General features: G+C 71.7%; 13 protein-coding genes. 7 read left to right on the forward strand and 6 right to left on the reverse strand.

The genetic code is table 11. The annotated features are described in order from the left end of the window. Positions 1-25: 25 nt before the first annotated feature. Both IMZ11_RS12885 and IMZ11_RS12890 read left to right on the forward strand, forming a co-directional pair. Positions 26-553 (forward strand): hypothetical protein, encoded by a 528-nt coding sequence (locus IMZ11_RS12885; protein WP_228641076.1) that lies wholly within the window; start codon positions 26-28, stop codon positions 551-553. After that, positions 546-1,169, forward strand: a complete 624-nt coding sequence (locus tag IMZ11_RS12890; RefSeq protein WP_228641078.1) for a hypothetical protein — start codon at positions 546-548, stop codon at positions 1,167-1,169. The genes IMZ11_RS12885 and IMZ11_RS12890 overlap by 8 nt, the downstream gene beginning before the upstream one ends. 23 nt (positions 1,170-1,192) lie before the next feature. On the opposite strand, the gene IMZ11_RS12895 is transcribed toward IMZ11_RS12890, so the two are convergent. Then, positions 1,193-4,000, reverse strand: coding sequence for a BTAD domain-containing putative transcriptional regulator (locus IMZ11_RS12895; protein WP_228641080.1), 2,808 nt, complete (start codon positions 3,998-4,000; stop codon positions 1,193-1,195). Between the two features lie 62 nt (positions 4,001-4,062). On the opposite strand from IMZ11_RS12895, the gene IMZ11_RS12900 reads away from it, so the two are divergent. Both IMZ11_RS12900 and IMZ11_RS12905 read left to right on the forward strand, forming a co-directional pair. Beyond that, on the forward strand, positions 4,063-4,515 hold the full coding sequence (locus IMZ11_RS12900) for a carboxymuconolactone decarboxylase family protein (protein ID WP_228641082.1): 453 nt from the start codon (positions 4,063-4,065) through the stop codon (positions 4,513-4,515). Between the two features lie 34 nt (positions 4,516-4,549). Continuing rightward, complete coding sequence (locus IMZ11_RS12905; RefSeq protein WP_228641084.1) at positions 4,550-4,840, forward strand: hypothetical protein; 291 nt, start codon at positions 4,550-4,552, stop codon at positions 4,838-4,840. Positions 4,841-4,912: 72 nt separating this feature from the next. On the opposite strand, the gene IMZ11_RS12910 is transcribed toward IMZ11_RS12905, so the two are convergent. Together IMZ11_RS12910 and IMZ11_RS12915 are read right to left on the reverse strand one after the other, a co-directional pair. Next, positions 4,913-7,399, reverse strand: coding sequence for a family 20 glycosylhydrolase (locus tag IMZ11_RS12910; RefSeq protein WP_228641086.1), 2,487 nt, complete (start codon positions 7,397-7,399; stop codon positions 4,913-4,915). Between the two features lie 159 nt (positions 7,400-7,558). Then, positions 7,559-8,509 carry a GlxA family transcriptional regulator gene (locus tag IMZ11_RS12915; protein WP_228641088.1) on the reverse strand — a complete coding sequence of 317 codons (951 nt, stop codon included), beginning with the start codon at positions 8,507-8,509 and terminating at the stop codon, positions 7,559-7,561. A 189-nt stretch (positions 8,510-8,698) separates the two neighbouring features. Here IMZ11_RS12915 and IMZ11_RS45215 point away from each other — a divergent pair, with 189 nt between their 5' ends. From IMZ11_RS45215 to IMZ11_RS12925, 3 genes are read left to right on the forward strand one after another with little or no spacing between them, the layout of a single operon-like run. Beyond that, on the forward strand, positions 8,699-8,833 hold the full coding sequence (locus tag IMZ11_RS45215; protein ID WP_255706371.1) for a hypothetical protein: 135 nt from the start codon (positions 8,699-8,701) through the stop codon (positions 8,831-8,833). Continuing rightward, a complete protein-coding gene (locus IMZ11_RS12920) occupies positions 8,830-9,297 on the forward strand; it encodes a hypothetical protein (RefSeq protein WP_228641090.1) in 468 nt (155 codons plus the stop codon). The genes IMZ11_RS45215 and IMZ11_RS12920 overlap by 4 nt, the downstream gene beginning before the upstream one ends. A 2-nt stretch (positions 9,298-9,299) precedes the next feature. Next, positions 9,300-9,584: a hypothetical protein gene (locus IMZ11_RS12925; protein ID WP_061259840.1), complete on the forward strand. Its 285-nt coding sequence runs from the start codon at positions 9,300-9,302 to the stop codon at positions 9,582-9,584. A gap of 47 nt (positions 9,585-9,631) precedes the next feature. On the opposite strand, the gene IMZ11_RS45920 is transcribed toward IMZ11_RS12925, so the two are convergent. The 3 genes from IMZ11_RS45920 to IMZ11_RS12940 all read right to left on the reverse strand — a co-directional run bounded on the left by IMZ11_RS45920 (position 9,632) and on the right by IMZ11_RS12940 (position 14,445). Continuing rightward, complete coding sequence (locus IMZ11_RS45920) at positions 9,632-10,252, reverse strand: RNA polymerase sigma factor (protein ID WP_305075870.1); 621 nt, start codon at positions 10,250-10,252, stop codon at positions 9,632-9,634. Between the two features lie 116 nt (positions 10,253-10,368). After that, entirely contained in the window at positions 10,369-13,239 is a 2,871-nt protein-coding gene (locus tag IMZ11_RS12935) for a DUF5682 family protein (protein WP_228641092.1), read from the reverse strand. Positions 13,240-13,329: 90 nt separating this feature from the next. Then, positions 13,330-14,445 (reverse strand): AAA family ATPase, encoded by a 1,116-nt coding sequence (locus IMZ11_RS12940; protein WP_061259844.1) that lies wholly within the window; start codon positions 14,443-14,445, stop codon positions 13,330-13,332. Positions 14,446-14,448 lie beyond the last annotated feature (3 nt).

The following is a 14,448-nucleotide window of genomic DNA, read 5'->3' on the forward strand; positions in this document are numbered from 1 at the left end:
TGGGGATTCCAAGGAGAGGACGGTTATGACGTTCGCGGTCGCGCGGACCAGGGACGAGGCGCATCTCTACCTCGACCTGCATCCGTGCAAGCAGTGCGGTTCCGTGGAGACGGAGTGGGCCAGGGGGCTGGTCAATGTGGAGGGCGAGCTCGCCGACCGCTACACCGGCACCTGCGACGGCTGCGGCGCGGAGCGCGAGTTCCTGTTCGGCCTTCCGGAACGGCCCGCCATGCCCGCGGGCTATCCGACGTTCGGCGGCAAGGAGTCCTCCCAGCTCATCGATGCCGGCGAGTGGATGTGGGTGGCCGACCTGACCGCGGGCAACGTGCCGGTCGGTGACCGGGCCGAGGCGCACCGCACGCTGTCGGTGGCCGCCGCGGCGGTCGAGGAGATCGTCAAGTTCATCCCGCCGGGCCAGGAGGAGGTGCCCGACGACGGCTTCTGGTCGGAGCGCGGGCGTGCGGTCCGGGCGGCCGAGCCGGGCCGCTTCCAGCTCGACCGGCTGCTGATCGTCCGGGACACCTACCGTGACCTGGCGGCCCAGCATGCCTGAGCCGGAGGGGAACGGCGCCGAGGAGCGGGGCGGCTCGTCCTGGCCGGATGACGGCACCGGCGGGTACGGCGGGGGCCCGGCCCGCTCGCTGGTCGAGGCGTACGTCCATCTCGACCTGACCGTTCTCGGCGGCGAGCGGAACGCCGCCGAGCACGCCGTGCTGACCGAGGAGGAGGACGGCTGGCGGGTCACGCTGGACGACGCCGAGGTCGTCGTCCCGTACGCCGCGGAGGTCGAGGCGCGGCGGGACGATCTCACGTTCGGCTCCGGCATCTCGGAGCTGGTCGACCCGGGTCAGTGGGTGCTCGTCGGCGCCACCTACGCGCGCAGGGCGCTGGAGGCGGCGCTCTTCTTCGCCGCCGACCCGTCCTCCGACGAGCAGTACATGGACATCGTCACGCACTGGCGGTTCGCGGCCGACGCGGTGACGGAGGCGCTGAAGTTCGTTCCGGACGACGCCGACGCGCTGTCCGAGGCGTCGTTCTGGACCGAGATGGGGCGGGAGGCGTACGAGCGGGAGCCTGCCCGCTTCACCCGGGCCAGGATGGAGGACGACCTCGCCTACTATCGCACCTCCCTCGACGACTTCCTCCGGTTGCACGCCGAGGACGACTGATCATCTGTCCGGGTCGGGATGCTCTACCTCGCGGACGCTCCGGCATGTTCCAGGAAGGTGCGGACCTCCTCGGCCTCCGGAACACCGAGCTCCCCGTAAAGGCCGAGAGCCAGCCGCCCATGCGCACACGCCTGCTCTGAGTGCCCGAGCGCGAGGTGGGCGCGCGCCAGCCCATCGTGAGCACGCGCCTGCTCCGGCCGGTTGCGCGTCAGGTCGGCGAGCGCGAGCGCGGCCGTGTGCTCCTCGACCGCCAGAGCCGGGTCGCCCGCCGCCTCGGCCAGCCCGTTGAGTGCGGCCGCCTCGTCGGTGGTGTTGCCGAGCGTGCGGTGGAGAGCCGCGGACTGCTCATGGCGGGTGCGTGCCTGGACGAGTTCGCCTTGGTGCCGGAGGACGACGCCGAGGTGGTTGAGGGTCACCGCCTCTCCGGCCGGGTTGCCGACCTTGCGGTGGAGCGCCAGTGCCAGGTCGAGATGGCGCCGGGCCTCCTCCGGACGGCCGGCCCGGTCGAGGACGAGGGCGAGGAGGCCGAGCACGTGCGCCTCGGCCCAGGTGTCGGCACCGATCCGGGTGAGGCCGAGGGCCTGCTTGAGGTACTGCTCCGCCTGACTGTCCTGCCGCCGGCGCAGGGCCACGTTCCCCAGGGTGAGGAGTGCCCGAGCCCGTTCGTGGTCCTCCTCGCACCCGTCGAGGGCCTGGTGGGCGTGCTCCTCCGCTCGCTCGTACTCGCCGCGCCGCCAGTAGGTCCACGCCAGGTCGGTGAGCGCTCGCGCCTGGACCTCGCGGTCGCCGAGTTCGCGGCTGCGCTGGAGCGCCAGGGTGTGCAGCGTGAGCGCGTCGTCGTGGTGCGCCTGCCGGTCGAGGTAGGGGCGCATCGTCAGGGCCAGGAGGCCGAGGCAGATCTCCGGTCCGTGGACGGCGGTCGCGATGATGTTGGAACGCTCGGCGTCGAGCCAGGCGATCGCCTCCGCGGCGTCGCGGACGGGCGCGATCGGGGCGGCCGGCTGGGGGATGCCCTCCCGCTGGCCGACACTGTGCGGGAAGAGCCGGTCCATCGCCGCGCGGGAGCGGTGCAGGTAGTAGACGAGCAGCCGCATGACGGCGCCGTCGTCCTCGGCGATCGAGCGCGCGTGCTCGCGGAGCAGGTCGTGGAAGGTGTATCTGCCCGGTTCGAGCTGCAGGAGCATGTGGGCGTCGAGGAGGCCTTCGAGGAGCTCCTCCGCCTCGTCCTCCGAGATCCCCGCCAGCGCGGCCGCGCCGCAGGCGTCGATGTCGCGTCCGGGAACCAGCCCGAGCAGGCGGAACATGTGCTGCTCGGCCTCATGGAGGTGCTCGTAGGAGAGGGCGAAGGCCGCCGACACCCCGTCCAGGAGCCGGCGATGGTCCCGCAGCCGCCCCGCCAGATAGGACACGGTCCAGCGCGGGCGGTGCTGGAGACGGGCGGCGGAGATCCGGATGGCGAGGGGGAGGTACCCGCACAGGCGCAGCACCTCGCGTACGGCGTCCGGCTCGTGGTGGGCGCGTTCGCCCACGATCCGCTCGAACAGCCGGGCCGCGTCCTCCTCGCCCAGCACGTCGACCGACAGCGCGTGGGCGCCGTCCAGATCGACGAGCCGCCGCCTGCTGGTGATCAGGACGAGGGTGTCGGAGTGGCCCGGCAGCAGGGGGCGCACGTGCTCGGCGTCGAGCGCGTTGTCGAGTACGGCGAGCACGCGGCGGTCGGCCAGCTCGGCACGCCAGAGGGCGCTCCGCTCGGCCGATGTGACCGGGATGCGGTCGGCGGGCACTCCGAGCTGGCGGAGGAGGGCCTCCAGCGCGGCGGCGGCGTCGACCGGCTCCCGGCCCGCGGTGTGGGCCCGCAGGTCGATGAAGAGCCGGCCGTCCGGATAGCGGGCGGCCAACCGGTGGGCCACGTGGACGGCGAGCGTGGTCTTGCCGATCCCGGCCATGCCGTCGATCGTGACGACCGCCGACCCGTGGTGCTCGCCCAGCTGCTCCAGTTCGACGGCGCGTCCGGCGAAATCGGGGATGTCGTAGGGCAGGAAGGTGGAGCGACGCGGCGGCCCGGGAACCACTGGCGCCGCGTCAACCAGGCGCAGGGCCGGATCATCCACCAGGACCGCCCGCTCCAGCTCGGTGAAGGCGTGTCCGGGGTCAAGGCCCTGTTCGTCCGCGAGAGCCGTACGGTAAGAACGCGCCGCGGCCAGGGCGTCGGCCTGCCGCCCCGCCCGGTGCAGGGCCAGGACGAGATGGCCGTTGAGCTTCTCGCGGAGCGGGTTGGCGGTCACCTGGGCGGCGAGCTCGTCGAGCAGGTCGCCGTGCCGCCCTGCGGCCAGCTCGCCTTCCACCAGGCGCTCGTATGCCGACAGCCGCCGGTCGTTCCAGAGCTCCCGGACGCCGCTGGCGTAATGCGCGTGCACATCCTCCAGCGCCTCGCCGCCCCACAGATCCAGGGCTTCGCGCAGCTCACCGGCGGCTGCCAGCTCGGTGAACTCCTGCGCGTCGACCTGGCCGGGCTCCGGCTGCGCGACGTAGCCGCCGGCCCGCGTCTCAAGGAGGTGTCCGGCTCCCGCGCCACGCAGTGCCTTGCGGATCGCGGTGATCGAGGCGTGGATCTGCGATCGGGCGGTGTCCGGCTGGTCGTGGCCCCACATCGCGTCGATCAGCCGCTCGATGCTGATCACCCGGCCGGCATTGAGCAGAAGGTAGGCCAGCACAGCCCGGTGACGTGGGGCGACACCCGTCAGCGGTGCGCCGTCGACGACCATCTGGACCGGGCCGAGAAGGGTGAAGCGCAGCATCGTCTCCTCATCGCCGTCGCATCGTGCGCGCATAGCGAATGTATCAATCCGGACAGCCACTCTGATCTCACACGAACCGAGACGGAGGAAACACGATGGAAGCCCGGATGAAGAACCCCGCCACGATCATCCCCGCCGCGATGAAGCCGATCATGGAGTTGATGAAGGCCGCCCAGTCGCAGGGGCTCCCCCAGGAGCTCATGGAGATGATCCACCTGCGGGTCAGCCAGATCAACGGCTGCAGCTTCTGCGTCGACGCCGGCCTGAAGAACCTGCGCAAGCTCGGCGAGAGTGACGACCGCATCGGCCTGGTCGCCGCCTGGCGCGAGGCTCCGTACTACACCGACGCCGAGCGGGCCGCGCTGGAGTTGGCCGAGGCCTCGACCCGGCTGGCCGACCGCGCCGACGCCGTCCCCGACGAGGTCTGGGACAACGCCGCCGACCACTTCGACGAGCGGCAGCTCGCGTCGATCCTGCTGATGACCGCCGTCACCAACCTCTTCAACCGCCTGAACGCCCCGATCCGGCAGATCGCCGGCAGCTGGTAAGCCGCGAACCCCACGCGCAGAAGGAGACACCGACATGTCCGTCGTCCGCTCGCACCGCTACTCCGTCGCCGACGCCGACCTGGAGGAGTTCCTGGCCCGCCGGAGCTCGCTGATCGCGACCGTCCGGGAGGGGCACCCCGGGCTCACCCACGTCGTGCTGATCCGGCTCGAAGACGGCACCTACACCGACACCTGGCACTGGGAGACCGCCGAGCAGTTGGGCGCCGCGCTCGCCGCCCTCCCCACCTTCCCGGAGGCGCCGCTGACCATGGCCCTCACCAAGGACGGCACCGCCCTGAACGGCCAGGTCGTCGACGAGCGCTGAGATCGCCCGCCCCCGGGGAGAGTGACCGGGGGCGGGCGATCGGGGTGGGTGACCGGAGGAGAGCGACTTGCGTCAGGCGGCGTCGCGTACGGTGACCGTCAGCGTCCCCTCGACCGGTGCCCGGCCGGGTACGCCGATCGAGAGCGTGCCGGTGTAGGTTCCCGGACCGCCGAAGGCGCGGTCGGACACCACGGTGAACGCGTCGTTGATCCGCATCTCGGGGATGCTCGCCTCACGGGTGGTCGTCGGGGTGAGCCGCTCCGTCACGCCGTCGCTCCAGGTGACGATCGCCGTGAGGGCGGTGGAGGCGACGCCGGGCGCGGTGACGGTCCAGGTGGCTCCGGCCGGTGCGCCGTCCTTCACGGTCACCGGCGCACCGAGCGCCGCCATACGCCAGGGGACATCGGCCGTGGGGAAGAAGTTCGTCCCCTGGACCGTCAGCCGGCCGCCCATCGCGGACAGGCGGGTCGTGAAGTCGGCGTAGTTCCGCTGGGCCTGCGGGGTCCATCCCGCCTCGGCGGTGGCGATGAGCCTCGGGTAGCTGTAGTACTGCGCCTGGCCGACCCGGCGGATGAACTCGCCCCACAGGGCCGACTCGACGCCCAGCACGCTGGACTCGGTGATGTTGGGGATGAACGTGCCGGGATCCCAGTTGTAGTGGCGGTCCAGCCCGCACACCCCGCCGCACGCCCAGGTGCCGCCCTGCGGCTGGCGCGAGTCCTGCTTCTGCGGCACGTACGTGTGGGCCGCCGGCGAGAGGATCACCTTGGCGCCGCGGTTGTTCACCGCGCCGGCCACGGCGTTCCTGTCGCCGTTCCAGAACTGGACGACGGCGCCGTCCCGCGGGAGCGCGGTCCCGGCGTACTCGTTCCAGCCGACGACGGTCTTGCCCAGCGACGCGACGGTCTCCGTGAAGGCGTCGACCATCCTCGTGTAGTCGGCGTGGCTGGTGACATGTGCCTCGTCACCGCCGATGTGCAGGTACGGCCCCGGGGTCATCTCGGCGATGTCGGCCAGGACGTTCCGTACGAACTCGTAGGTCACGTCGCTGCCGGCGTCGAGCGACGAGTAGCCGACGGAGCCGGTGCCGTTGTGCGGCACGGTCGTCTCCCCCGGCTGCGGCCGGGGCTGAGCGCCCGCGGAGTTGAGCTGCGGGATCGCGTGCAGCGCGGCGTTGGTGTGGCCCGGCATGTCGATCTCGGGGACCACCGTCATGCCGTTCTCGCCGGCGTAGCGGACGATCTCGGCGTAGTCGGCCCTGGTGTAGAAGCCGGTGACGCCGAGCTCGGTGCCCATCTGCTGGCCGTTGCCGTTGTACGTCATCGCGGTGCCGCCGCTGATCCCGGTGAGCAGGCCGTAGTCGATGCCGGACGGGTTGTCGTCCGGTGTGCCGATCGCGATGCGCCAGCCCTGGTCGTCGGTCAGGTGCAGGTGCAGACGGTTGACCTTGAACTGGGCCGCCGCGTCGATGTACGCCTTGACCTCGTCCATCGGGTAGAAGCTGCGGGCGACGTCGAGCATCATCCCCCGGTACGCGAAGCGGGGATAGTCGCTGATCGTCACCTGGGGCACCGTCCACGCGGTGGACACGACGGTGTCGGACTCCACCCACTGCGGGAACAGCTGGCGCAGCGTCTGCACGCCGTTCAGCGCGCCGTTGGGCGTGTCGGCGCCGATCCGGACCCGATCGGCCTCGACGGTGAGCGTGTATCCCTCGTCCGCGTGGCCTGCGGGCGCCTTGCCCGCGCCGACCTCGACGACGATCGGCGCGGGACCCCATCCCTGGCCCACCACGTTCAGGCGGTAACCGGTGGACGGCCGCAGGATCCCGGCCAGGTACCGCGCCGGGCCGTCGGCGCCCTGGCCGATCGCGACGATGCGGGTGTTCTTGTGCAGGGTGAACGGCGTGCCGTCGTGCGTCTGGACCGACACCGGCTGCGGGAGCAGGCCGAGGGTCGGCTGTGGCGGCGCGGGCGGGCCGTCCCAGATCTCGAACTCGGAGATCGAGTACCCGTACGCGGCCCACCGCTGGTAGCCCCGCATGCGGACGTAGGACACCGGCGCGGGGGACTTCACGTCGATGATGTCGATGCGGGGGCAGGTGTCGCGCTGGAGCCGGGTGACGTCGGTCCAGGTGACGCCGTCGGCCGACGTCTGCAGGGCGAAGTCGCGGGCGCAGGCGTTGGGCCAGGTGAGCGTGACGTGGTCGACCTTGGCGGGTTGGGCGAGCTGGACCTGCACCCAGTTGTCGTCCTGGTACTTCGACGACCACCGCGTATTGGTGTCGCCGTCGTTGACGTGCGCGGCGACGAAGTCCTGGCGGTCGAGCTCGACGCTCGACGCGGTGGCGGTGCCCGTGAGCGCGAGGTTGGCCGGAGCCGCCGCGGCGGTCGCCGTCAGTGTGGCGGACGGGGTAGCGGACGGGGTGGCCGACGGGGACACCCGTGCCATGCCGACGCCCGGCTGCGCGAGCATCGCCGCGGCGAGTACGGCCGACAGGGCGACCCCGATCGAGCGGCTCCTCGATCGGGTGGGGGAACGGTGGGGGGATGCGGACATGGGGCTCCTTCGCGACGCCCGATGTTGTCGCCGACGCATGCCGAGCCGACGCTCGGCCCGCCGGTTACGGGGATAACGCCCGAGTTTGGGCGTCGCGATCGGTTTATGTCAAGAGCCTGAACATAAATCGACGGGGCGTGGGCGTCCGTATCGCCACTGTCAGGAGGCGTCGGCCCGGAAGGACGAGCGGTACGACTGCGGTGTGACGCCGACGACGCGCTTGAAGCGCTCACGGAAGGCGGTGGGCGAACCGAAACCGGCCTGTGCGGCGATGCGCTCGACGCCGTGGTCGGTGGTCTCCAGCAGGAACTGCGCGCGCCGTACCCGGGCCCGCAACAACCACTGCAGCGGCGTGGTGCCCGTCTGCTCCCGGAAGCGGCGGCTGAAGGTCCTCTCGCTCAGCCCGCTGCGCGCGGCCATCGCCGCCAGGGTCACCTCCTGCGCGAGGTTGTCCTCGATCCATGACAGCACCGGCTCCAGCAGTGAACCCCGGGGCATCGGCGGCTGCGCGTGCACGATGAACTGCGCCTGTCCGCCCTCCCGTTCCAGCGGCATCACCGACAGCCGGGCCGAGTCCGCGGCGACCGCCGAGCCGAGGTCCCGCCGGATGATGTGCAGGCACAGGTCCAGGCCGGCGGCGGCCCCGGCCGATGTCAGGATCTGGCCGTTGTCGACGTACAGCACATCAGGCCGCACATCGACCAGCGGGAACATCTCGGCCAGCCGGTGGGCCGCCACCCAGTGCGTGGTCGCGCTCAGCCCGTCCAGCAGTCCGGCCGCGGCGAGGGTGAACGCTCCGACGCAGATGGACGCGATCCGGGTCCCGGCGGCCGCGGCCGCGCGCAGGGAGTCGAGCACCTCCTGGCCGGGCGGCGCGGCGTGCTCCGAGCATCCCGGCACGATGATCGTGTCCGCCTCGCGCAGCGCCTCGAGGCCGTGCGGGGCGATGATCGTGAAAGCGTCGCCGGGCACCCGCGGCGTCGCCGCACAGACCTGGACCCGGTACGGGCGGCGCCCGTCCGCCAGGCGGGCACGCCCGAACACCTCGATCGGGGTCGCCAAGTCGGCCGCCACCACATGGTCCAGGGCCAGGACCGCCACCGTGTGCATGGGGACACGGTAAGCGAGAAATCGCCAATCACAAACGGACAGGTCAAAGGAGTGGTGTGGGCGTTTTCACCGACCATACCGGGTGGCGAGAACCCGGTGGAAGTTGTCGATTCAGCCCATGGGAGCCGGTGACCGGTCGCCCTAGCCTGGCGCTGCACGTTTCCGAGCATGTTGAGGAGGAGCGCACTGATGCGCGCGCAGTTCGTCTTGTTCGACGACTTCGACCCGCTGGATGTCATCGCCCCCTACGGGGTTCCGCACGGCGCGGGGACGGCCGCCGTCGTGCGGTCCGACCGCGGCCCGGGGACCGGAGCCGACCGGTGACGAAGTTCCTGCTCTCCGTCCATGTGCTGGCCGCCATCATCGCCATCGGTCCGGTGACCGTGGCGGCCAGCATGTTCCCGGCGGCGGTGCGCCGCGCCCAGTCGGCCGGACCGGACGCCCCCTCCCTCGTCTCCGCCCGGCTCCTGCACCGCGTCTGCCGCGTGTACGCCGTCGTCGGCCTGGTCGTCCCGGTCTTCGGCTTCGCCACCGCCAGCAGCCTCGGCGTCCTCACCGACGCGTGGCTGATCACCTCGATCGGGCTCACCGCCGCCGCGGCCGGGGTCCTCGCGCTGCTCGTCCTCCCGGGCCAGGAGGGACTACTCGTCGAACTCGACCGCGCCGGCACCTCGGTGGAGCGGGGCGCAACGGCGCGCCTGGCCATGTTCACCGGCATCTTCAACGTGCTCTGGGCCGTCGTGACGATCCTCATGATCATCCGCCCCGGCTCGACCACAGGAGTGTGACCGTGAACCGCACCAGACAGCCCCTGCGCATCGCCGCCGCGGTCGAACTCGCTTCGCTCCTCGTCCTGCTGGGCAACCTCGCCACCGCACACCTGCCCGCCATCTCCTCGCTGGCAGGACCCATCCACGGCTGCGCCTACCTGTTCACCGTCATCGCCACGGCGCGCGACCCGCAGCGCACCCCCGTGGCCGTCGGACTGGCCCTGCTGCCCGCCGTCGGCGGACTCCTGGCCTTGCGCCGGCTGACCACGACCACGGAGCGAGCCGGCCGGAGTCTCGCCGACTGAATCGGCGCTCGGCGGCGGAAGGACGTCGAGGCGCCGGGGTCCGTCGCTCATTCCCCGCCGGTCAGCTCACGCTTGCGGCGCAGCAACGCCGCCCGGTGGGCATGGGCCCGTACGGCCAGCACGATCGCGATCACGACGAGGACGGCGCCGGTCACCAGTGAGGGCACCAGTCCGGTCCCGCGCTGGACGGCGGCCACCGCCAGGACCACGGTCATGACGGTCGAGGCGGTCGTCGCGAGCCAGGCGGCGATCACCCGGTCCAGGGCGAACAGCGGTGCCCGCCGGGTGATCGCCCAGGCCCCGTAACCGGCCCATGCCAGGCAGAACGCCGTGAGAGCGGTGAAGGCGAGGTGGGTACGGCCGGCCAGTAGGACCGCGACGCCGGCCCCCGTCGGCGCCTCGGCCCTGGCGTACTCCTCACGGAGCCGATCGGTCACCGCGCGGCGGGCGATGGTGAACAGCCAGGGCGCGAACCTGCCCGGATCACGCAGCCGGGGAAGCCCACGGATCACGGCCAGCCAGATCTCCTGGGCCACGTCGTCGGCCCGCTCCGCGTCGAGCATGCGCCGTACGTAGGTCCACACCGGCACATGCCAGGCCGCCACCAGTTCGGTGAACGCCGCGCGTTCGCCGAGCTGGCAGCGCACCACCAGCAACTCGTCGGTCATCATGTCCTCCCGTCACCCAGCACAGTCGGGAAGAGAACCCCTCAGGTTCACGATGACCCGGACGACTTCCGCCGCTCAGGAACCGGATTTCGGGGAACGCGGGCCGGGGGCCCGCGTCACCGTGCCGCGGTGACCGTCCGGCGATCGAACAGGACCGCGACGGCGTCGGCGGTCTCCGGGTGGAGGGCCAGCAGCGCGCCGACCTCGCCGTGACCGGGCCCGTCACCGGCCTGGACGGTTGATCGCCACTCGCCGTCGCACCCGAGCAGCGCGGCCACGGCGTCACACGCCGCCGGATTGCCGGCCAGCAGGTCGGCCACCGGTCCGGCGGCCAGGGCGGGCGCCTGGCCCGGCGCCGCGTCCGGGACCGAACGCGCCGGCCGCGCCGACCGCGCCGGCCGCGCCGACCGCGCCGCCCACGGCGGCACCCACGCGTCGACGGCCGGCAGGGCGGCAGGGAACGTGCGGCCCGCCTCGCGTACGAGCACCGGCACCAGCTCGGGCGCCTGGTCCCGCAGGGTCGTGATCAGCTTGGGCAGCCACGGGAGCAGGACGGTGTCGGGCAGCCGACCGAACGCCTTGGACATCAGCTCGACCACGAAGGGCGTCAGCGCCGGAGCCGGTTCCAGCGCCTGCACGAACCCGCTCAGATACAGCGGGAACGCCGGGATCACGAGCGGGTTGGCCAGCAACTCGTCACACTGTTCCCGCAGCTCGGCCAGCGGCATCAGGCCGAGCTGGAACCGGGCGGCCCACAGCAGCGCCACCTTGGCGGGCGCCGCGGGATGCGACTGCTGTACGGCGAGTTCGAGCTGGGCGCGGTCACAGCCGAGAGCCAGCGCGAGGCTCTCCATGGAGAACAGGAAGCCGAGCATCGCGGCCACCTGGCGGACCCCGGTCTCCTCGTCCACGAAGGCGGTCGGCAACAGCGTGCAGTAATGCGCGTACCCGGCGGTGACGAACGCCTCGCACCACTCCGGCAACGCCGGCTCGGTGGCCCGGTAATGCGCCAACAGGCGGCGGATCCGGCGCAGCACGTCGGGGGCGTCGTCCACCGTTCGCTCGGCGGACAGCAGTTCCACGGCCCGCGCCCCGAGCTCCTCGGTGAACCGGCGGCTGCCCAGATAGAGGATGGAGTCCTCCACGGCCGCGAGCGCGACGGCAGCGGTCGCCTTGGGCGCCCACACGGTACGGCGCAGCCGCTGCTCCAGCACCTGCTCGACGGTGACGCCCTCGTAGCCGAGCTCGATGATCGATCGCTGGTGGCGGCCGATGGCCAGGTCCCAGCTTTCCTGGATCGACCGCTCACCCAGCCGGCGCTCGCCCATGATGGGACGTACCGCGTCCTCCGGCAGCAGGCGGCGGAGCATCCACAGCAGGTGCGAGCAGGGGCCGAGCTCAGGGTTCGCGGCGAGGTCGAGCAGCGCCCGCTGGATCGTGCGCTTCTCCAGGTCGACGCCGAGCGGCTCCAGCCGGTCGTACACGTCGCGGGCCAGCGGCGGGAGGGCCTCGTACCCCACCTGGCCGATCCGGTCGCCGCCGAGGAGGATCTCGCACAGGCGGCGCACGTCGCGGCGGCCGGGCACCACGTCCTTCTCGATGCAGGTGACCGCCGCGTCCTGGAAGTCGTACGGCGTGGGCCGGGCCCGGTTGCGCATCCCGGCGAGCAGGATGGACGTCTCGAACACGGCGATGGCGTCGGCCGTGCTGGCCAGATAGCCGTTGCGGCGGGCGAGGCGGACGATGTCGACGCACCAGCCCAGCAGTTCGGCCTCGTCGAGACCGTCCAGCGCGGGCGGGTTCGCCAGGAAGCCGGACAACCGGTCGGTGACCGGGCCCTGCGGGGCGGGCGCGGGCAGCGGCGCGCGCTTCGCCCGCTTCGCGGCTCCCTTCTGGCCGTCGAGCCGGAACGACGTGACGCCCCAGCGGGTCAGCGCCTTGCTCCAGGTGGCCGCGGCGATCGACACCGAGCCGGAGGCGAGGCCGAACTGCGCCTCGATGGCGGACTGGCTGGACGGGATGAGTCCGTACAGCCAGCGTGTGCCGGTCCGGGGGCTGATGTCGTAGGGCACGTCGGACGACAACCCGAACTGCTCGACCCGGCTGGCCGCGTGGTAGGCGCCGCACACGTACAGGCAGTCGGCCGGATCGGCGCCGGACGTGGCGAGGTGCTCGCGCATCCGGGTCCACATGTAGCGCTCGCGGTCCTCGTCACGGGACGACCGGTCGTCCTCGGCCGGACGAAGGCGCCGGAACAGGCTGCCGATCAGCACCATGACCTGGCGGTAGGTGTCGTAGTCCGCGCCTGCGAGGGGCTGCTCCACGTACTGGTCCCACCACTCGGACCAGTGCCGCACCTTGCCGTGGTGCAGCAGGTGCGCTTCGAGTTCGGCGAAGCGGGGGCGCAGGTCACCGATCTCGACGCCCACGGCGTCGCCGTGCAGGGCCGCGTCCTCGTCGCGTCCGGCGGTGTCGTCGTCGGCCGGGGCCGCCTGGGGCTCGGCGGGTCGCTCGCCGGGCAGCCACTGGAAGACATGGTCAGCCGAACGGTCCACCAGGACCAGCTCGACGCCCGGCGTGTCGAGGGCGTACGCGATGGCCTGGTACTCGGCCGACGCCTCGGTGATGGGCGCCACGACGCTGAGCGGCCCGGAACCCGGCGGGAAACCGTCGAGGTCGGACGCGAACGCCTGCAACGCCACGGGAAGGCGGCAGTTGCGCAGTTCGTCGAGCAGCGGCCTGAGGTCCTCGCACAGCTCCAGGTAGACGACCTTGGGCTGCTTCTCGCGCAGGCGGCGCACCATCGCCAGCGCGGAGGCCGGTGAGTGGTGGCACACCGGGAAGATCTCGAGTTCCTCGCCCAGCGCCCGGTCGACGTCGTCGACCATGCCCGACAGGATGTCGGCCAGCGCGCTCGGAGCGTCGGCGAAGGCGGCCGCGGCGTCGAGCAACTGCCCGCGCAGCGCGCCGAAGGTGCCCTGGCTCATCGAATCTCCTTGAGCGTGGAGACCCCCGCGTTCAGACAGGGGAGGAGAGCGGGAAGCCCGACCCGTTCGGATGGGACTTCCCAGGAATGGTCAGGAGAGTGTGGCGATCGCCTGGCGGCCGCCTTCGAGGAAGTCCTGCCACGGGCCGCCGTCCTGCTTGCTGCGGGGCTCGATGACGCCGTGCCAGTACTTGTTCAGGATGGCCAGGTCCTCCGGGCTGCGGCGGGCCAGCGAGCCCACCAGGGATCCCGCCAGCGTCTCCGCGCGCAGCGTGCGGTCGCCGAAGAAGTGGCTGTGCAGGATGGCGTCCTCCAGCACGCCGATCTGCTCGGCCGTGGACAGCGCCGACTCCAGCTTCTCGTCGTCGCTGGTGGCCGACGCCGCCGCGGCGCGCAGGTCGGCGAAACTCTGCAGCAGGATGTCCAGCAACGTGGGCGGCAGGTCCAGCTCGATCTGGTGGCGGCGCAGCAGCTCGGTGGTGCGGAACCGGACGATCTCCGCCTCGCTGCGCCGGTTCGTCACCACGGGGATCCGGACGAAGTTGAACCGCCGCTTCAGAGCCGACGAGAGGTCGTTCACGCCCCGGTCCCGGCTGTTGGCCGTTGCGATGATCGAGAAACCGGGCTGGGCGAACACGATGCTGTCGTCGTCCAGCTCGGGGATCGACACGTACTTCTCGGAGAGGATGGAGATCAGCGCGTCCTGCACGTCGCTGGTCGCCCGGGTCAGCTCCTCGAAGCGTCCGATCATGCCCTGCTCCATCGCGGTCATGATCGGTGAGGGGATCATCGACTCGCGGGACTGCCCGCGGGCGATCACCATGGAGACGTTCCACGAGTACTTGATGTGGTCCTCGGTGGTGCCCGCGGTGCCCTGGACGACAAGGGTCGACGTGCGGCAGATCGCGGCCGAGAGCAGCTCGGCGAGCCAGCTCTTCCCGGTGCCCGGGTCGCCGATCAGCAGCAGGCCGCGATCCGACGCCAGGGTCACGATGCTGCGTTCGACGAAGCTGCGGTCGCCGAACCACTTCTGCGAGATCTCGCGGTCCAGCCCGTCGGAGCGCTCGGACCCGAGCACGAACAGCCGCACCATGCGGGGGCTGAGCCGCCACGAGAACGGCTTGGGACCGTCGTCGACGGACTCCAGCCAGTCGAGCTCTTCGGCGTACTTGACCTCGGCGGGGGCACGCAGCAGGTCATCGGTCACTTG

It is taken from the genome of Microtetraspora sp. AC03309 (assembly GCF_020826795.1).
In the GTDB taxonomy this organism is placed as follows: Bacteria; Actinomycetota; Actinomycetes; order Streptosporangiales; family Streptosporangiaceae; genus Microtetraspora; species Microtetraspora glauca.